Genomic DNA, 19,348 nt, shown 5'->3' on the forward strand with positions numbered 1-19,348 from the left:
GGCTATGTGCGGGGGCGTGAACGGGCGCGCGATCCTTGGTTGGTTGAAGGTGCGGCGGCTGAGCAAGCTTGGCGTCGTAGGGCTGGTCGCGATCGTGCTGGCCGGGGTATCGGCGCACGCCGCGATCCGCGCGATCGTCGACCAAAGCGCCAAGGCCAGCCGCGCAGCGGCACCGCCGGTTGGCTATGAGAGCCAGGATCATTTCCCCGGTGCCGCCTATTTCTACGCGACCGAGGAGGAAGCGCCGGTGCAGTCGCAGGGCGCGACCGGCACGATTGCGCTGCCCGATCTGCCGCTGCCGCCCGAGGCCGCGTTGCTCGCGCCCGATAGCTCGATCCGCCCGGCGGCGCCCTTTTCAATGGCGCGGGCGAGTGCGGTCGATCGCGGGCGGGCGCTGCAATGCCTGACCACCGCGATCTATTATGAAGCGGCGACCGAGCCCGATGCGGGGCAGCAAGCGGTCGCGCAAGTGATCCTCAACCGCGCGCGGCACCCGGCCTTTCCGGCGACGGTGTGCGGGGTGGTGTTTCAGGGTTCGGAACATGCCGGGTGCCAGTTCAGCTTCGCGTGCGACGGAGCGATGAATCGTGGTTCGCCGTCCAAGGCCTATTGGCTGCGCGCGATGAAGGTCGCGGCGGCAGCGCTCAACGGGCATGTCATGGCCGAGGTCGGCATGGCGACGCATTACCATACCTATGCCGTGACCCCGTCGTGGAACCGCAGCCTGGTGATGACAGCGGCGATCGGCGCGCATTTCTTCCATCGCTGGCAAGGCTATTGGGGCACCCCCGCCGCCTTCCGCCAAGGCTATGCCGGGGGCGAGCCGATGCCGGGGCCGCATGCACGGATCGGCGCGCCGGTGACGCTGGCCGCAGTAGCCGTGCCGGTCACGCCCCCTGCCGCGATCCAGCCGGCTTATGCGCAAAGCGGGACGCCGGTCGCGGCGGCCAAGCTAGCGCCAGACACGCTGCCGGGGGATTCGCAGATCCTCGACCGATGGAAGGATTCGGGGAAGGCGCTCAAATGATCCCTCTCCCTTTGGGAGAGGGAGGGAGGAGCGAAGCGACGGAAGGGTGAGGATGACGCGAGTGCCCCTGACCCTCATCCGGCGCTTCGCGCCACCTTCTCCCGGAGGGAGAAGGGATTTACTTCTTCTCCGCCAGATATTGATCGAACCAGGCGAGCGTGCGGGCACGCACATCCGCGGCATTTACCGGGTTGCGGATGCCGTGGCCTTCTTCCGGGTAGATGACGAGGCTGGTCGGCACGCCCATGTCCTTCAGGCCGTGCCAATATTCGACCGATTGCGTCGGCGGCACCTCAATGTCGCGTTCGCCGACATAGATGAAGGTCGGCGTCTTGGCGTTGCGGATGAAATTGACCGCCGAGACATCCTCATACGCCTTGCGATCCTCGTACAGCGTCTTGCCAAAAAATGGCAGCATCCACTGATCGATGCCGTTGGTGCCGTAATAGCTGACCCAGTTCGACAGGCCCGCGCCGGCGACGATCGCCTTGAAGCGGTTGGTCTGGGTGTTGGCCCACATCGCCATGAAGCCGCCATAGCTGCCGCCGGTGAGGCCGAGCCGGGCATCGTCGATCGGTGCCACCTTCTCGACCGCGTCGATGCCGGTCAGAATATCGCGCAGATCGCCACCACCGAAATCGCGCTTGTTGGCGGCGGTGAAGGCCTCGCCCTGGCCGTAGCTGCCGCGCGGATTGGGCAGAAACACGTAATAGCCCTTGTCGAGCAACGCCTGCGCGCCGCCGCCGCCGAAGCTCGGCACGTTCGCCGCCGAGGGGCCGCCATGGACGATCGTGACCATCGCCGCTTTCGTCTTGGGGTCGGCGTTCAGTGGGGCAAGCAACCAGCCTTGCACATTGAAGCCGTCATTCTTCCACGTGATGCTGCGCGCAGTCATCGTCGCAGGGATCGTGTCGTTATCGTGCGTGATCTGGACCGGCGCGGTGGCGGGTCCGGCAAAGATTGCCGGGGCGTGGGTGTAATCCTGCACGACCATCGCGACGGTCTTGCCATCGGCGCTCCACGCCGCCTTGCCGTCGCCGGCCGCGAAGGTCGCCGGGCGGCTCCAGCCGATCGCGGCGTTGGTGAGGAGCGTCGCATCCGACCCGCGCAGCGTCGTGCCGCGCAACCCGCCGCTGGTCGTATCGAGCGAGGTGACGGTATAATCGGCACGCACGGTCATGTTCGCAGGCTCGCCGCCTGCCAGCGGCACGCTCCAGATATCGCCACCGACCGAGCCGAAATCGCTCATCAGTCCGCCGATATAGGCGACGTTGCGGCCGTCAGCCGATACGCGCGGCGCGTTGATTTGGGTCTTTGGCTTGGCGATATTGCGCACCGCCCCCGTCGTCGCATCGACCGCGTCGAGCGTTGCGACCCACCAATTATTGTCGCCATTGCCGAGCGCCGAGGTGACCACGAAACCCGCACCGTCGGGCGTCCAGTCATATTCGTAAATGTAGCGATCGGCCGGCGACACCGGCTTGACCGCGTCCGCCGCGACCGGCGACCCAGCGAGATCGAACACCGCGAGACGCTGTTCGTCGCTTTTCTCGCCGATTTCGCCGACTTGCCGTACGCCAGCCTGCGCGGCGCCCGATTCCTTGGCCGCGCCGATCGTCACCAAAAGCGCGATGCGTTTGCCGTCGGGCGAGAAGCGCGGGGTCTGCGCGATGCCCTTGATCGTCGCGACGGTGCGCGACTTGCCGCCGGTGTCGACCGCCAGCGTCACCGTACCACCGGCACGATCACGCGCGAGCCACGCGAGGCGATCATCGCTCGAAAAGGTCAGCCCCGACAAGCCGCATGCCGCAGCACACGGATTGAAGCTGCGCAGCACCTTGCCGCCCTTCACGCTGCGGATCGTGATGCTGGTCTTGCCATCGCCCGCCGCCTCGACCGTCGCGATCCGGTCGCCCTTCGCCGAGATGGTGAGGCTACCATAGGAATGGACCGGCGCGGCAAGCGCGGGGGTGGCCGTGGCAGCGAGCAAGAGGGCGACGGTGAGGGTGAGACGCATTTGGGGGAGTGCTCCACGGACGAGTGATGGAGCGGGATAGCACGGTTGGGGGTGGGGGCAATTCTTCTAAAGCCCCTCCCCTTCAGGGGAGGGGTTGGGGTGGGGACGTGCCTCAAACGCTACTTTAGAGTCGGGGAGAGGCCCCACCCCCAACCCCTCCCCTGAAGGAGAGGGGCTTAAACGACACCTACTTATCCACCCCCTTCGCTTTCCCCCACGACCGCGCGACGGTGTAGCCGAGATACCCCGTCCCGAAGAGCGCGTAGAGCGGCTCGGGAATACCGGCCAGATACGCGTTCATCCCTGCCGCAATGTCCTTCGCCATTTGCGGTTGCGCCGCCGCGATCAGACCCATCGGGATCGCCCACAGAAGCAGCGCGTACATGACGTAGAGGAAGCTTGGCCGCGCGCGGCTGGTCCACGGGTCGGGCGATTGCGCTTCGGCCATGATCGCCGAGATCTGTGTTTTCACTTGCTCCATTTCCTGCGAGCCTTGCAGCGCGAGCAGCTTCAATTTCGCCTCGTCACGCGCCTTGGGGTCGGGGATGATCTTGTCGATGATGCCCGCGATCGGGCCGATAATGCCGTCAAGAAGTCCCATGTCAGTCTCCTGTTTCAAGTCGGAAGTTTAGGCTAAGTTTAGGCGTTATTATACTTGACGTACCCATCAAAATGGCGGTAAAAGGGCTTCATTGAACGAGGCTCTGAACCATGTCGGCACTTTCTGAACCCCACTTTCACGACGAAAAAGCGGCTTACGCCTACGTAGAGGCGCGCGTTTGGCCGGAAGGCCCTGTGTGCCCGCATTGCGGTGGCGTTGACCGGATTGGTTTGATGGGCGGCAAATCGACCCGCATTGGGGCCTATAAGTGCTACCAGTGCCGCAAGCCCTTCACCGTCAAGATCGGCACCATTTTCGAAGCTTCGCACGTCCCGCTGCGTATCTGGCTTCAGGCAATGTATCTGATCGCTGGCAGCAAGAAGGGCATTTCGAGCAACCAGCTTCATCGCACCCTTGGCGTCACCCTCAAAACCGCTTGGTTTATGTCGCAGCGTATCCGCGAAGCGATGCGCTCGGATGATTTCTCAGCGTTCGGTTCGGGTGGCGGTATCGTTGAAGTGGACGAGACTTTCATCGGTCGCATCAAGGGCGCGCCGGTCAAGCGTTCGTTCCACCACAAGATGAAAGTGTTGGCGCTGATCGACCGCGATACCGGCAAAGCCCGCACTATGGTTGTGGACAAGGTCAACGCCGCCACCCTCATGCCGATCGTGAAGGCGAACATTGCCCGCGAAGCCGTGGTCATGACCGACGAAGCGATGGCTTACACCACCGTTTCAAAGCATTTTGCGGCGCATGGCGTCACCGTTCACAGCGCTGGCCGGTATGTCGATCCTGCCAATCCGGCTATCCACAGCAACACCGTGGAGGGCTATTTCAGCATCTTCAAGCGCGGGATGAAGGGCGTTTATCAGCATTGCGGCGAGCAGCATCTGCATCGCTATTTGGCAGAGTTTGAGTTCCGCTATAACCACCGCATTGCTCACGGCATTGGCGACACCGAGCGTGCCAACATCCTACTAACTGGCGTCGTCGGCAAACGGCTCACCTATCAAACAACTCGTGAGGCCTGATCATCATGCCGGAAAAGAAGCATCAAGAGACCCAGGAGGAGCAGAGCGCCCGCTTCATAGCGGACGCTCAAAGGCTCGTGGACGATGGCGAACTAAGCCTCACAGAGGCCGATAAGGCGGTTGAGGAGATGCTATCGAAGCAAAAACGCCACCCCCCGTTCAAGACATAAAGATTCCTTTATATCTTGCGATTCTCGCAATCTGTGCTATGTTGAGTTATAGGCCTCCTATGCCCAAATACGCTGGCCAGTACAGCCGTGCTCAGAGCTAGACTCTGAGATAGGGCATAGGGGGACCTATCGTGGCGTATGGTGCCACACAGTCAGAAACCGAGCAGCGTAAGCAGTGTCGGTATTCCACGAATGTCGGCCTGAAGCTTTCAGCACAAAATTGGCAAGTTCACCTTTTGGTGACGTATGTTTTACGTCGTTCCGTTTGGCGGAGATTGCTCCCATGACAACGTCCGCCATTTGAACTATCCCGACACGCCTAGAGCAGACAGGTTCTATCGTGCGGATGCAATTCGCTTTAGTCTTATATTGATAATAAGACTTTGCGCATACCGCGCCACGTAATGCGCAGACATCTTTTGAATCATTCCCCGCATCAAGGCGTACGTGGATTGCGCGGGTTTTCCCGTAGTACCTCGCAACACGATGTAGGAGAAGTTGGAAATACATTTTATTGATAGATGAATCCCGATTTTCTCCTTCTTTGGCCTTATGATTAAACTCGTCAAAATTCGATATAATAATATGCAAGGCGGCTTTGCGTTCGGCGATCAACCGGAATGCATATTGGACTAGCTTTTCGTAGCCATCTTGCCGCTTGCCGCCCCGGTAATCTGACCAGTGGAACTCGGATTTTATCCCGGCGTCGTCACGTAGCGCCGCAATGGCATCCTCGATTTCGTTGATCCGATTTCCCGCGACGGCGAACCCGCCAGCAACCATGAAAGTTTTATCGCGGCTGCTAGCGTCCCCAAAAAAGGAGAGGTTAGGTAAGCCGGGTGCTGGGTCCGAAACAATAATCGCCATTTCCTATAATAGCTTTGGCGGTTGTCGGAGTCGATGCGGGCGCGCGTCGTGCGACCGACGCTGGCACCGGTCATTCGGAGATCTTTGTAGCAAGGTGGCGCAAAAAGCCCCGGACACTGTCATATACCGCGCTGGCGCGCTCCTCGTCATACTGGTCTTTTCCATGCATGGCGTGGTTGCGCCAAGCATCCTTTAGTACACGGAAAAAGGCGGAAGCCTCCGAGTTCCATTGATGGTCCGGATGCTTATGGCCTTGGCCTTTGATGGCAGCCTCAATTTGATCAATAATCTGTTGCCAGTTCTCCTTAGGCACGCTGACATTTAGCGCGCTTTGGAATGCTAGAATTGCAGGATCAAGCGCGCGCATTAGATGCATGACAGTCGCCGTCCAACGCCCGAGCGCGCGGCACTTGCCCGCCTCTTGGATGTCATACGACGCCGAAGGAAATGCAGCGTGAACCGCTTCCCCAAATAATCTCTGTTCGTCAGAGTAATACGACATATCATCAGATGATATTGAAAACATTATCCTTGTGGATAGTTCATCATGCAACGTAGTTAGCGCTGAGTTAGCGAGCGCATGAAAGTCAGTCACGTATCTAACTTCTGAAGGGACGCTAGAGCGGAACCGCGCAGGCCTTTTCTCTAGATGCATTTTAAGCCTGTTTAGCGGCAGTTTGCTGACGGTAATCCCTAGGCGGTCGCATTCGCCAAGAAGATTGTCCACTGCCTCCATCACCCAATCTGCCCATTCGCCGGGAAGATCGCAGTTGCCGACGCTTAACGTCAGATTCGCAAATTGCACGAATCCTGAAAGCGCTCGATGGCTTGCCAAGAATTTTCCGTAATCAACCTGGATCACGTTCCACAAACTCACAAATCTTTGACGTTGGACGCTCATCTAGCACCCCCGCTCACGCTTGGGTACGCGAAATATAACAACGCCTAAGTTTAGGCATAAACGCATTCTTGCTAACCGATCCGGTTGGCGAGCCAGCCGTAGAGAAAGGCCTCATTGGCCGGGCGGCGCTCGGCGAGCGCGACATAGCGTTCGCCTTGCAACGCCTCGATCGCCTTGAGCAGGACGCGCTCGCCCCCTGCCCCGCGCCACGCGAGAAAGGCGGTGAGCCCGGCGAGCGTGATGTCGCCGATGCGGCCGTCGACCGGCATGTCGGGATAATCGCTCGCGCCGCGATTGAGCGCGTTGAGCGCACGCTGCAGGAAAGCGGCGGCGACCGGGGGGCCCATGTTGACGCCGGTATCAAAGAGTTCTGCCGCCACGAGCGGGGCGCGGGCCGCGACCGCATCGAAGCGCGGGCCGAGCCAATAGAGGCGGCGGTAAATCGCGCGCGCAGTGGCGAGCGGCAAATCGCGCATCGCGCCGTCATAGCCATTCGCGCGCGCGACGGCGGCGGTGATGCCGAAGGCGGTCTCCCCGCCGCGATCGGCAGGATGGTTGGAATAGCCGCCTTCGCGATCGAGGACGGCGTCGATGAGGTGGTCGATGGTCATAGGGTTCCTCCTGTTGGGAGGAGATGGATAACCTATTTGGTGTTTTGTAGGACAGCCGTTCTTGCGTCACCCCGGCCTTGTGCCGGGGTCCACTGTGCAGCGAGGGACGAGCAAGGTTTTCGACCACGTCGCTCGCGGCCCGGTGGACCCCGGCACAAGGCCGGGGTGACGGTATTAGGGGTGACCCGGCGCTCCTACTTCGCCCCCGCCCCCACTTCTCCCAACAACACATCGACCGCCGCGCTCAGCTGCGCATCGGTGCCCGCCGCACTCTCCCCCAGCGGGCGCTCGACCGCGAGATCGACCGGGCGGGGGTGCATTTCCATATCCTGCCGGCGCCCGTCCTGAATCCGTGTGCCGGGCGTGCGCACCGAGGAGCCGTCGATGAGCTGCTCGCCGCCGGTAAAGATGATCCAGCCCGCGGTCGGCTGCCCCACCACCTTGCCCAAGCCCAGCGCGCGATAGCCTTCGGTGAAATCCTCGGCATCCGACAACGAGGATTCGTTGGTGACGAGCACGGTCGGCTTGCCCAGCGCGCGCTGACCGAGCGCTTGGCGACCGGGGACGGGGAAGCGGTCACGCGGCGTCATCGTCAGATAGTTTTTGCGCGCGAACACGTCGATCGCATAGCCATTGACGAAGCCGCCATTGTTGTTGCGGATATCGACGACGACGCCTTGCCGGCCCTGATTTTCGGCATCGAGATCGAGATACAATTGATCGAGCGATTCGGACGACATGTCGGCAATATGGACATAGCCGAGCTTCCCCCCCGAGAGCCGATCGACCAACGCGCGGCGCCCCTCGACCCATTGGCGGTAGGCCAGCCCCGCTGCGGTGCCGACCGACACCGGGCGAACGGTGACGGTGCGGGGTCCGCCTGCGCCCTCGATCCCGATCCGCACGCGGCGGCCGACGGTGTTTTCGAGCAAGGCGTCGAGATTGCCCTTGGCACCGACGGCCACCCCGCCGACGCTGACGATGCGGTCACCGGGCACGATCTTCTCGATCGAGGCCGGGCCGAGCGTGACGACGTCGCGCACCACCAGCCCGCGGCCGACGTCATACGCGACGCGATCGAACCGCAGCCCGAGATCGCCGACGCGGTTGGTCGGGAGCGCGCCGGGGCCAGCGAACGGGCGGTTGATGCCGCTATGCGAGGCGTTCAACTCGCCGATCATCAGGCCGATGATACGGCGCAGTTCGTCGGGCGTGCGCGCGCCGGAGACGAAGGGCTGATACCGCGCGCGCAGCGCCGCCCAGTCATGGCCGTTGAAGGCGGCATCGAAGAAGGTGCGGTTGAGCACGCTCCACGCTTCGTCGAACACGATCTGCTTTTCCGACGCGAAATCGACATCCATTTCGGCGGCGATGGCGATCGGCTTGGGCTTGGGGCTGTCGAGCGGGGTCGAGACGATCCGCCCGCCATCGAGATAATACAGCGTCTTGCCGTCGCCGGTCAGCGCGAAATCCCCCTTGGGCCGCTCGCTCTGCGTGAGTTGCTGCGCGACCGGCGGTTCGTCGGCGAGTTCGTCGAGATTGTAGCTGTAGAGATTGGCGCGGCCCTTTTCCCGCGCGCGGAACACCAGCGTCTTGCCGTCTCCGCTGATGACGGGCGTATCGGCGTTGAGGCCGAGCGGGAGGATCGTCGCGCGATTGCGCAAGCCCGCCCAAACGATCGTGACGGGCGGGATTTTCGGCGCGGGCGGTGGCACGGCCGCGCCCTTCTTGGCGGCGGCGGGCAGCGGCGGTGGCGCGGGCGGTGCGGGCGTAGCGGCGGGATCGCCGGGGGTGTCGGGAGTCGTGCCGGGTTGTTTGCCCGGCTTGAACAGGTCGCTGAACTTATCTTCCTTGAACTTCGGCACGTTGGGCAGAAGATCGATCCGGACGATGCGCGAATCCTCGCTGCGCTGCGCGGTGTCGAACAAGATGTATTTGCCGTCGGGCGACCAGGCGATGCCGCCCATCTGCCCGTTGCCGAGGAAGCTGACGGGGCGTGCCGCACCACCCGCCGCTGGCACGACAAGGACGTTCACGAACGCCCGCGCATCGAGCACGGGGAAAGCGATATATTGGCCATCGGGCGACCAGACCGGGCGCGGGCCGTCGCGTTCGTCGGTCGAAACGGCACCGGTGAAGACGGTGCGATCGCCCCCGCTGGCGAGTGTCACGACGTGCAATTCGCGATCGTCGAGGACGTAGGCGGCCGATTTGCCGTCGGGAGAATAAGCCGGGGTCGAAGCGATGCCGTGCTGCGTCAGCATCGTCTCGCGTCCGCTCGCGACATCATATTCGACCAGGCGATGATCGAGCCCGCGTTCGGAAATGACGAGCGCGCGGCGGCTGTCGGGCGACCACGTCACTTCGCGCTCCGCGCCGGCGGTGGTGGTGATGCGCTGGCCCGGGCCACCGTCCTTGGCCGGGGCGGCGAAGACGTCGCCGTGGCCGATCACGGCGAGCTTCTGCCCGTCGGGCGAGAGCGCGAGACGCTGAAAGCTGGCGAGCGTCTCGTGCCGTTTCGGCGTGGCGCTGGCGGCCCCGCGCAAGGTGATCGGCACGGCGGCGGTGTGGCCGGTCGCAGGATCGAAGCGCCACACGCCGAAATCGCGTTCGAACACGATTTCCTCGCCGTTCGCCGCCATGGACGGGTAGAGCAAGCGGCCATCGGTGAAGCGCGTCAGTTGCTCGGGCGCGGCACCTTCGCCGACGCCGACCCGCCACAGATTCTCGACGCCGCCGCGCGCCGACATATAGACGATGCTGCGGCCATCGCGGCTCCACATCGGCCAGGCATGTTTCTCGCCGCCGGGGAGCAAGCGGCGATAGGCCCCACCCTCAGCGACGGGCTTGAGCCACAACTCGGTCTCGTCGATATGGCTGGTGCCGTTGCGCCACCACTGCCCGCCACTCAAGCCGCGTGCGTTGAGCACGAGCATCGTCCCGTCGGGCGAAGGGGCTGCCTGAAATTCCGCGAGGAATGCCTCGCGCGCGACTTGCATCGGGGTTCCGCCATCGGCGGCGATGCGGAAAATATCGGCTTGCCGCGCGACATCCTGCACGCCGCTGGCGAAATAGAGATATTTGCCGTCGGGCGACCAGGCGTCGAGCTCCTCGCCCGCCTCGGCATAGGTCAGCCGGGTCACCACGCCGCTGGCGAGATCGAGCACATAGAGGTTCGCGCTGCCACCGCGCGTCGAAGTGAAGGCGAGGCGGGTGCCGTCGGGCGAATACAGCGGGCGGCTTTCGGTGGCGGCATCGGTGACGAGCGGGTGGGCGATGCCGCCGCTCGCCGCGACTTCCCAGATATCGCCGCCCGAGGCAAACGCGATCAAGCTGCCATCGGGCGACAAGCTCGGCTCGGCCAAAGCCGGCCGCGCGACCTGTGCACGGAGCGCCGGCGCGGAGAGAACGGTCGTGGCGAGGAGGCACGCAGCCGCCAGCGCCAAGCGTGGAAAGGTCATTCAAAAAGCCCCTTTTGCGGATCGGATGCTATAAAAAGGTTTGTGATACGGAAAGAAGACGCAACAAAGCGCAAATCCGTGCGCCTAACAAGCGGCGACGCGGCCGTATTAGGGTGGGTTTAACCAAAGCCGTCCAGCAGGGGTGAATGGATAGGATCGACGAAAGCGCTGCGATTTCCCCGGCCGGGCAGCGCCTGCGCTGGATCGGCGCGCGCGCGGTGTTTGCCGGGATCATCTTTGCCCTGTCGTGGGGGGGCGTCGCCCTGACGCACGGCGGCGCGACGATCTCGCCCCTGTGGCTGCCCAACGCAGTGCTGGCGGTGGTACTGCTGCAGAGCCGACGACAGACCGCCGCAGCGTGGATCGGCGCGGCGTTTCTCGGCTATTTAGCGGCGAACAGCCTGGATCACTTTCAACTCCCCGGCAATATCCTGCTCGCTGCGATCAACTGTGCGGAGGCGGCCGGCGGGTGCTGGCTGGTATTGCGCTGGCAAAAGCGCGTGCCCGACATGACGCATTTGCCCGACGTGTTTCGCTTCGTCTTGTGTTGCGGAATCGCGGCGCCGCTGCTGGCCGGGCTGGCCGCAGCCCTGTGGATCACGGTGCCGACCGGACGCCCGATAGCGCAATTGTGGTTCGAATGGTCGATCGCCGACGGGCTCGGCATGGTGATCCTGGGCACGATCCTGCTGATCGCGATGCAGGCGTGGTCGCGACGCGACATGATCAGTTCCGCCCCTGTCAGCGAAATCGTGCTGATCCTGGGGGGCAATGCGATCGTGGCGATGATCGTGTTCGGGCAGACGACCTATCCGCTGTTGTTCCTCGGGCTGCCGATGGTGATCGTCGCGACCTTCCGGCTTGGCGTGCTCGGCACGGCGGCGGCGATCACGGTGGTTACGGTCATCGCGACCGCCGGGACGCTGAATGGAAGCGGGCCAATCGCCTTGATCCAGGCAACGCTGGCAACGCAAATCCATATCCTGCAATTGTTCCTGGTCACGGCGTTTGCGATCGGTCTGCCGTTCGCGTCGGCGCTGGCGGGGCGCGACCGCGACCGCGCGGATTTGAAGCGGAGCCGCGATTTTTCCGACACGCTCGTCTCGACCATGCAGGAAGTGGTGTTCCGCACCGATGCCGAGGGGCATTGGATCTTCCTGAACCCCGCCTGGCAAACGCTGACCGGCTATAGCGTTGCGGAAAGTCTCGGTTGGCCGACGACGCGGTTGCTCCACGCCGACGACAAGATTCAAGCTGGGAAAGGCTATCCCAACATCGTCAGCGGCGCCGTGACCGAGGCCACGCTCAACCAGCGGTTCTACACGCGATCGGGCGAGAGCCGCCAAATCGAAGTGACGCTGCGCCGCCTGGCCGGGAAGGACGGCGCTTTCGAGGGCACGATCGGCACGATCCGCGACATTACCCATGCCGTCGCGACGCAACGCGCGTTGGCCGACAGCGAAGCGCGCTTTCGCCGCGTCGCCGAAGCGGCGCCGGTCGGGGTCTATGTCGCCGCGGCCGACGGTGCGATCACTTATGTCAACAAGGCGTGGACCGACATGATCGGCATGGACGCCGAGGCGTTGCTCGACACCGGCTGGACGGCGGCGCTGGCGGACCCGACCGACTATTTCCGGCAAACCCCGTGGGTCAATTTCACGCCCGGCGAAGTGCGCCAGCGCGAAGTGGCCTTTCGCCGTCCCAATGGGGACATCATCTGGGTCCATGTCGTCAATACCGCAGAGTTCGACAATGAGGGTCACGTTAGCGGGTTTATCGGTGCGATCGTCGACATTACCGAACAGCGCGCGGCCCGCGATGCACTGGCCGAGAGCCAGCGGCTGTTCGAGGCGTTGGCCAAACTATCCCCGGCCGGCGTGTTCCGTGCTGATCTCCAGGGCGGCGTGACGTATGTGAACGCCGCGTGGCAGGGCCTCGCCGACCTTTCCGAACAGGAGGCGATGGGGTCGGATTGGGGTGCGGCGATCCACCCGGACGACCTGGCGCGCGTGTCGGGGCAATGGGCCGAGACCGTCCAGGATACGGGCGAGTTGCGCACCGAATTCCGGTTCCGGCACAAGGACAATAGCGATCATTGGATCGAGGTGATCACCGCGCCCGAAGTTGATGTGTCTGGTAAACGGATCGGCTTCATCGGCGTCAATATCGACATTTCGGAACGCAAGCGCGCCGAGGTGATCCTGGCCGAGCGCGAGGAGCAATTGCGGCTGCTTGCCGAAAACGCGACCGATGCGGTGTTCCGCCTCTCGCTTGACGGGATATGCCTGTACGCGTCGCCCTCGGTCGGCGAAATGATCGGCGTCGCGCCGCGCCACCTCATCGGCTATGATATGCTCACGCGCTTCCACCCCGACGACGCCGCCCTGGTGATCGCCGCCTATCGCGCGCTTGCCGCGGGCGAGGTCGATCGGCTGGTGATCGCGTACCGCTCCGAACCGATGGACGAAGCGCGCGCCGGAACCTGGGTCTGGCTCGAATCGAACAGCGGGCTGGTCCGCGACCCCGACACGCAGCAACCGCGCGAGATCATCTGTTCGGTCCGCGACATTTCGGTGCGCAAGGAACTGGAATTCGAGCTCGACCGCGCGCGCCGGCACGCCGAAGTGGCAGCGCAGGCCAAATCGAGTTTCCTGGCCAATATGAGCCACGAAATCCGTACCCCGATGAACGGCGTGCTGGGCTTCACCGAGTTGCTGCTGGCGGAGGCACCGCGAGCCGATCAACAACAGAAGCTTCAAATGATCGCCGATTCAGGCAATTCGATGATGCGGCTGCTTAACGACATTCTCGATTTGTCGAAGATCGAGGCGGGGCATGTCACGCTGGCGCAGGATCGCATCGATTTGCGGCATTTGGCGCACGGTTGCGCCAAATTGATCATGCCGCTGACAACGCGTGCCGGGATCGATCTGCGCACCACCATCGCCGACGACGTTCCGGCAAGCGTGATCGGCGACGGATTGCGGCTGCGCCAGATCATTCTCAACCTGCTGAGCAATGCGGCGAAGTTCACCGCCGAAGGCGCGATCCTGCTCGGCGTCGCGGTCTCGGGTGACGAACTGGTGATCTCGGTCGGCGACACCGGCATCGGCATCGCCGCCGACCGTCAGGCCGCCATTTTCGAGGATTTCGTCCAAGCCGACGCAGCGACCAATCGCCGGTATGGCGGCACTGGCCTTGGCCTCGCCATCTCGACCGAATTGGCCAAGCTGATGGGTGGACGGTTGTCGCTGTTCAGCGCGCTGGGAGTCGGGACGACCGTCACCCTGCGAATCCCGCTGAGCCTTGCGCCGGACATTGCCAGCGCGCCGCCGGCGTCTGCCAGCGATCCGATCCCGATCCTGCCGCCGATCGCCGCGACGCGGATTCTGGTCGCGGAGGATCACGACGTAAATCAGCTTCTCATAAAGGCTATGTTGACACGTCTCGGCCATAATCCAGTGATCGCGCGCAATGGGACTGAGGCCGTGGCCATGGTTCAGGACGCGTTTTTGCAAGGGCAGCCCTTCGGGTTGGTGCTGATGGACATGCAGATGCCGGAGATTGACGGAATCGAGGCGACACGGCGGATTCGCAGCGGCGGCACATCGGCGGCGGCGGTGCCGATCGTCGCGCTGACGGCCAATGCCTATACCAGCGACGTGGATGCATGCCACGCAGCGGGCATGCAGGACCATCTTGCCAAGCCGGTACAGCTCGCCGCACTCGACCATATCGTGCGGCGCTGGGCGATTGCGCCCGATACCGGAGTCGTCGCCGCCCATGCCGTTCCGGCCAGCACCGACCCCGAATTGATCGCGCAATTCGATGCCCGGATGCAGCGGATGTTCGAAATGCTCGATACCGCGCTGGCTACGCCGTTGACGCCGCGCGCGATCGAAGATCTGCGCGACGCGTTGCACAGACTGGCAGGGACCGCGGCCTTTTTCGGCAAGGCCGAACTCGGCACGATGGCCGCCGATCTCGACGAGCGGCTGGGCGACGACGCCGCCACACAGGCGCTGCTGCCAGAGATGCTGCATGCCGCGCGGACCGACTTGCGCCGCGTCGCGGCAGGGGGCTGCTGAAATGGCGCGGATCGTAATGATCGACGACGACGAATTGCTCTGCCAAATCGTCGCCCGCACGCTCGCGCCACGCGGCCATGTCGTCGTGGCGGTGCGCGACGGCGACGACGCGCTGGAAGCGTTGTGGGAAAACGGACCCGACCTCGCGATTCTCGATTGTGCGCTGCCCGGCAAGACCGGCCTCACCATTTTGCGCGAAATCCGCGAATCGGCGATGTTTGCCAAGCTGCCGGTGCTGATCCTCACTGCCCGGCGCAGCGAGTGGCATGCCAAGATGACGATCACCGCCGGCGCCAACGACTATATTCGCAAACCGTTCGAAGCGGGCGAACTGATCGGCACGATCGATCGCTTGATCGCCGCCGCCACCGAATCACGCCCGGCGGCGTGCGTGCTCGATGATGCGCGCATCGCCGATCTGTGCGTGGCCGTCGGTATGCGGCAGGCCGATATCTTGCTGGCGATGATGGAGCGCGACATCGCCGAGCGGACGAAAGTGATCATCGCCGCGCTCGCGGCAGGCGACGCCGCAGCTGCGCGCGCGCAAGCGCACGCCTTGCGCGGCGCGGCGGACGGAGTCGGTGCGCTCGAACTCGCGCGTCAATGTCACCGTATCGAGCGGGAAGGCCAGACGGACAACGAGCCGATCGCCGCTTGTGCGATCGTGACGATCGACGCGATTGCGCATGCGCGCGTCAAGTTGCGCGATCAGGCGGCGATATCGAGCGCCTGAAGCGCAAGGATCGCCTGGGTCCGGTTGGTAACGCCGAGTTTCCGGAAAATCTGTGCGAAATGCGTCTTGACCGTCGTTTCGGCGATGCCGAGTTCATAAGCGATTTGCTTGTTCTGGCTGCCATCGGCCGCCGCACGCAGCACGCGGAACTGAGCCGGTGACAGTTCGCCGATCAGCGATGCCACCTCATTGCCACCCCCCTCGACGAACATTTCCGGCGGAAAGGATTGCCCGCCCGCCAATACCGCCGCGATCGCCGCGACCATCGCACTCATCGCAGCGCTTTTGGGCATGAAGCCGCTGGCGCCTTCGCGCGCAGCGCGGCGCATTACGGCGGGCTGATCGCTGCTGCTGACGATCGCGATGCGCGCGCCAGGCTGCAATCGCTTGAGCATCAGGAGCCCGGCGAGACCCTGGACATCGGGAAGCATGAGGTCGAGCAGGATCAAATCGAATTTTCGCTGCTCGGTTTGCACAACCGCATCGGCCAGCGTTCCGACCTGTTCGATCATCGCATCGGCCGCGACCTCACGCGCCGCCATACCGAGTGCCGCGGCGCACATCGGATGATCGTCAGCAATCAAGATGGCCTGGACCAACGGTTTACTCTCCTTCCGACGCGGCATTCCCTAAAGATCCGCCTTGCGTTGCTGTCATACTTTGGAACGGGTTTGCAAGTGTCGATCGCACGCGTGGAATGCTACCACGCGGCGATGCTATTCAGGTCGATCACCATGCCCCGCCCGATTTTAATCTGCATCAATGCCGTCCTACTGCTTGCGCTGGGCCACGCCCTGCTCTTCTGGCCCGGAATCATGACGTGGGACGCGATCCGCCAATATGGCCAGGCGCTGAGCGGCCAATATGATGATTGGCACCCGCCCGCGATGCATTGGCTGTGGCGGCAATTGGGGATTTTCGGCGCGGGGCCGGCGCCAATGCTGGTGCTGCAAATTGTCTTATATTGGGGCGGCACGGGGCTGTGGATGCAAGCGGCGTATCGGCGCGGCGCGGGACGCGGAGGCTGGTTGCCGGTGGCGATGCTTGGCATGCTCGCGCTCTCGCCGATCGCGCTCATACTCGTCGGGACGGTGTTGAAGGATAGTTTGTTCGCTGGCGCGCTGCTGCTGGCGAGCGGGCTGCTGGCGGTCGCGCAACCCGGCGCGTGGCGGATACGGCTGGCGGCGGCCTTGGTGTTGATCGCGGCGGCGACGCTGCGCTTCAATGCGGTGCCGGCGTGCCTGCCCGTGCTGCTGCTGGCGCTGCCGGCGGCGCGGCGGCGGACGTTGCCGCGGCTGGCCGCGAGTGCGGTACTGGCGGCGGTGCCGTTGGTGCTGGCGCTGCCGCTCGCCAATGCAGCACTCCACGCCAAGCGCAGCGGAGTCGAACTGTCGCTGGTGATTTACGATCTCGGCGGGATCGGACGTTACAGCGGGGTCGATGTCTTCCCGCCGACCGCAACGCCCGATCCGGTCGGGGTGAATGCGGCCTGTTATTCGCCCGTATCATGGGATCGTTATGCCTGGTGGGGTGCCGCGCCGTGCGGAATCGGGTTCGAGACGTTGCGGACGCCGTTGCAAAGCGGACACGGCCCGTACGGATGGTGGGCGGCGGCGGTGCTCGCCCATCCGCTTGCCTATGCGCAGCACCGGCTGGCGCATTTCGATCGCAACCTGCGCTTCATCGTGCACGATTCGGACGTGCCGGAGCTGTCGCTCACGTCGGACCCGAACCCGTGGGGCTTCGCGCTGCCGCCGAGCGCCGTGCGGACTGGCATCGCGCACGCGGCGACGTGGCTCCTGACGACGCCGCTCGGCTGGCCGGCGTGCTGGCTCGCGCTCGGTATCGGGCTGCTGGTGCTGCGTCCGTCGCTCGCGGACGGCGACCCGGCGGTGGCGCTCGCCTGGTCGGGTGTGCTGTACGGCTTCAGTTATTTGCCGCTGAGCGTCGCCTCCGAAGTGCGCTATCATTTCTGGACGATCGCGGCGGTGGGGATTGCAGCCGTACTGACGCTGGCGCGGCGGGAGACGGGGGCGGCACCGCCGTGGCGGCTTGCCCTGGCGGCGGCACCTGTGGTGATGGTGGTGGTTGCGGGCGTGGTCGCGCGCTTGTGACCTAAGCCTTGGCGCGATGAAGCGGTTCCTCTTGGTCGGAGCGACAGGATTCGAACCTGCGACCCTCACACCCCCAGTGTGATGCGCTACCAGGCTGCGCTACGCCCCGACCGAGGGGGCCGCGCTTAAGCCGGGTGGCGCGCAGATGCAAGCCACTGTGTGGCCGCAGCGTCCGTCATTTGAACTGGCCGAGCGGCAACAGCCGCTTGGCGAGCGCCTGGATCAGCTTGGTGTCGCCGCCTTTGACCACGGTCGCCATCTGTACCGCGCGGCGCTGGATCAAGTGGTCGAGCGGGGTCGGGGTGGCGCCCCGGCTCGCTGCATCGAGCAAAGCCGGGGCGGCAGCATCCGACGGATCGGTCGCCAGCCGCAGCAAGGCGGCCAGCCCCGGGAACAAGGCGCGGCCCCCGCCAAGCGCAATCGCGCGGTCGAGCGCCGCGAGGCCGGTCGCCTTGCGCGCGCCGAGCGCGGCGCGTGCGGTGAAGCTACCCAGCGCCTCGATCGCGTTCAAATGCCAGGCACCGAGCGCGGCCTGCGCCTCGGCATCGCGCGGGTTCTTCGCAGCCAGCGCCTCGAACTGCGCCTTTGCGGTGAGCGCGTCGCTACGGCTGTGCGTCAGTTTGGCGCGGTAGCTGACCGCCATCGCGCGCGTCATCTGCGCTTCGCTATCGCCCGGGGCGCGTGCGAGGCTGACCGCTGCCGCCGCCTCGACACTGGCGATCTGCGCCAGCGCGACGGTCCTGTCGCGCGCGGCGAACGCGGTTTGCGTCAATTGCTCGCGCCCCGACTCCGCCAAAGCAGCGGCAGGGGCGATCAGCATCACGGCGGCGGCCAGATAACGGAACATGCGGTCTCCCATCGCGTGGCTCAACGCAGCACGCGGGTTTTGGCCTCAAACGGAAACGCAGCGAACGCGTCAGTCGCCGATCAGCGTGCGCCAGAAGGTACCATCCCACGCCTTCACGCTGATCTCGACGACCGTGAAATCGCGCAGCGCGCGGCCGAAGGCTTTCTGGTGATCGGCGGCACCGTGCGCGGCGAGCGCTTCGGCGCTGTCCCAGCGTTCGGAAATGCGGATCGTATCGGGGTCGGAGGCGTCAAAAGCGAAATTGTAAAGCGCGCAGCCGGCCTCGGCGGCGGTCGTCGCCATGTGCGCGGTGAGCAGGTCGGTCATCCGCGCGGCGTCGCCGGGGGCGGTCTTGATATGGCCCATTACTAGGATCGTCATGGCAGTCTCCGAAGGGTGCGCGCAGCAACGCCCGTTGCACCCGCGTTCAAGTGATGATAGCGCGCGCCGCTTGTAGCGAGGCCGCAAGGTCGCGCCATCCCCGCTTGCCGTTTCGTGCAATCGGGTCCTGCTTTACCAAGGTAGCCCATGTTCGCCACCCCTGCTTTTGCCCAAACCGCCGGCGCCGCCGTGCAACCCGATGGCTTTCTTGCGATGGTCGTCAATTTCGCGCCGTTGCTGCTCGTCTTTGTCGTCTTCTACTTCCTGATCCTGCGCCCGCAGCAAGCGCGCGCGAAAGCGCAGGCCGCGACGATCGGCGCGGTCAAGAAGGGTGATTCGGTCATCACGGCGGGCGGCATCGTCGGCAAGGTCGTGAAGGTCGAGGAGCGCTTCGTCGAAGTCGAGATCGCGCCAACGCTGAAGGTCAAAGTCGTCAAGGCGACGCTTGCCGAAGTGACGCCTTCGGGCTCCGGCAAACCAGCGAACGACTGAGCCA

General features: G+C 64.1%; 15 protein-coding genes and 1 tRNA gene. 6 read left to right on the forward strand and 10 right to left on the reverse strand.

The window, feature by feature from the left end; genetic code table 11:
- Window positions 1–16 precede the first annotated feature (16 nt).
- A complete protein-coding gene (locus IEV62_RS08300; protein ID WP_229732951.1) occupies window positions 17–1,027 on the forward strand; it encodes a cell wall hydrolase in 1,011 nt (336 codons plus the stop codon).
- 118 nt (window positions 1,028–1,145) lie between these two features.
- Here IEV62_RS08300 and IEV62_RS08305 read toward each other — a convergent pair whose 3' ends face one another.
- On the reverse strand, window positions 1,146–3,044 hold the full coding sequence (locus IEV62_RS08305; protein ID WP_188446414.1) for a S9 family peptidase: 1,899 nt from the start codon (window positions 3,042–3,044) through the stop codon (window positions 1,146–1,148).
- A gap of 187 nt (window positions 3,045–3,231) precedes the next feature.
- A complete protein-coding gene (locus IEV62_RS08310) occupies window positions 3,232–3,645 on the reverse strand; it encodes a holin family protein (protein WP_188446416.1) in 414 nt (137 codons plus the stop codon).
- A gap of 110 nt (window positions 3,646–3,755) precedes the next feature.
- Between IEV62_RS08310 and IEV62_RS08315 the strand changes: the two genes are divergently transcribed.
- The gene (locus IEV62_RS08315; RefSeq protein WP_188446418.1) at window positions 3,756–4,679 is read left to right on the forward strand and encodes an IS1595 family transposase; all 924 of its coding nucleotides are present in this window, start codon (window positions 3,756–3,758) and stop codon (window positions 4,677–4,679) included.
- A gap of 296 nt (window positions 4,680–4,975) precedes the next feature.
- Here IEV62_RS08315 and IEV62_RS08320 read toward each other — a convergent pair whose 3' ends face one another.
- The 4 genes from IEV62_RS08320 to IEV62_RS08335 form a co-directional block, all read right to left on the reverse strand.
- On the reverse strand, window positions 4,976–5,716 hold the full coding sequence (locus tag IEV62_RS08320; protein WP_188446420.1) for a DUF3800 domain-containing protein: 741 nt from the start codon (window positions 5,714–5,716) through the stop codon (window positions 4,976–4,978).
- A 70-nt stretch (window positions 5,717–5,786) separates the two neighbouring features.
- Window positions 5,787–6,617, reverse strand: a complete 831-nt coding sequence (locus IEV62_RS08325; protein WP_188446422.1) for a hypothetical protein — start codon at window positions 6,615–6,617, stop codon at window positions 5,787–5,789.
- Window positions 6,618–6,688: 71 nt separating this feature from the next.
- Window positions 6,689–7,228: a glycoside hydrolase family 108 protein gene (locus IEV62_RS08330; RefSeq protein ID WP_188446424.1), complete on the reverse strand. Its 540-nt coding sequence runs from the start codon at window positions 7,226–7,228 to the stop codon at window positions 6,689–6,691.
- Window positions 7,229–7,422: 194 nt separating this feature from the next.
- Complete coding sequence (locus IEV62_RS08335; RefSeq protein ID WP_188446426.1) at window positions 7,423–10,689, reverse strand: S41 family peptidase; 3,267 nt, start codon at window positions 10,687–10,689, stop codon at window positions 7,423–7,425.
- Window positions 10,690–10,835: 146 nt separating this feature from the next.
- Here IEV62_RS08335 and IEV62_RS08340 point away from each other — a divergent pair, with 146 nt between their 5' ends.
- Both IEV62_RS08340 and IEV62_RS08345 read left to right on the forward strand, forming a co-directional pair.
- Window positions 10,836–14,777, forward strand: a complete 3,942-nt coding sequence (locus IEV62_RS08340) for a PAS domain S-box protein (RefSeq protein ID WP_188446428.1) — start codon at window positions 10,836–10,838, stop codon at window positions 14,775–14,777.
- A 1-nt stretch (window position 14,778) separates the two neighbouring features.
- Window positions 14,779–15,510 carry a response regulator transcription factor gene (locus tag IEV62_RS08345; protein WP_188446430.1) on the forward strand — a complete coding sequence of 244 codons (732 nt, stop codon included), beginning with the start codon at window positions 14,779–14,781 and terminating at the stop codon, window positions 15,508–15,510.
- Here IEV62_RS08345 and IEV62_RS08350 read toward each other — a convergent pair.
- The gene (locus IEV62_RS08350) at window positions 15,486–16,109 is read right to left on the reverse strand and encodes a response regulator transcription factor (protein ID WP_229732953.1); all 624 of its coding nucleotides are present in this window, start codon (window positions 16,107–16,109) and stop codon (window positions 15,486–15,488) included. The two genes, IEV62_RS08345 and IEV62_RS08350, sit on opposite strands and share 25 nt — an antisense overlap.
- 135 nt (window positions 16,110–16,244) lie before the next feature.
- Between IEV62_RS08350 and IEV62_RS08355 the strand changes: the two genes are divergently transcribed.
- Window positions 16,245–17,624, forward strand: a complete 1,380-nt coding sequence (locus tag IEV62_RS08355; RefSeq protein ID WP_188446433.1) for a hypothetical protein — start codon at window positions 16,245–16,247, stop codon at window positions 17,622–17,624.
- 32 nt (window positions 17,625–17,656) lie between these two features.
- Here IEV62_RS08355 and IEV62_RS08360 read toward each other — a convergent pair.
- The 3 genes from IEV62_RS08360 to IEV62_RS08370 all read right to left on the reverse strand — a co-directional run bounded on the left by IEV62_RS08360 (window position 17,657) and on the right by IEV62_RS08370 (window position 18,852).
- Window positions 17,657–17,733: transfer RNA gene (locus IEV62_RS08360), tRNA-Pro, on the reverse strand.
- Between the two features lie 66 nt (window positions 17,734–17,799).
- A complete protein-coding gene (locus IEV62_RS08365) occupies window positions 17,800–18,471 on the reverse strand; it encodes a hypothetical protein (RefSeq protein ID WP_188446435.1) in 672 nt (223 codons plus the stop codon).
- Window positions 18,472–18,540: 69 nt separating this feature from the next.
- On the reverse strand, window positions 18,541–18,852 hold the full coding sequence (locus tag IEV62_RS08370) for a putative quinol monooxygenase (protein ID WP_188446437.1): 312 nt from the start codon (window positions 18,850–18,852) through the stop codon (window positions 18,541–18,543).
- Between the two features lie 147 nt (window positions 18,853–18,999).
- Here IEV62_RS08370 and yajC point away from each other — a divergent pair, with 147 nt between their 5' ends.
- Window positions 19,000–19,344 carry a preprotein translocase subunit YajC gene (yajC, locus tag IEV62_RS08375; RefSeq protein ID WP_188446439.1) on the forward strand — a complete coding sequence of 115 codons (345 nt, stop codon included), beginning with the start codon at window positions 19,000–19,002 and terminating at the stop codon, window positions 19,342–19,344.
- Window positions 19,345–19,348 lie beyond the last annotated feature (4 nt).

The organism is Sphingomonas psychrolutea (genome assembly GCF_014636175.1).
GTDB classification, from domain to species: Bacteria; Pseudomonadota; Alphaproteobacteria; order Sphingomonadales; family Sphingomonadaceae; genus Sphingomonas; species Sphingomonas psychrolutea.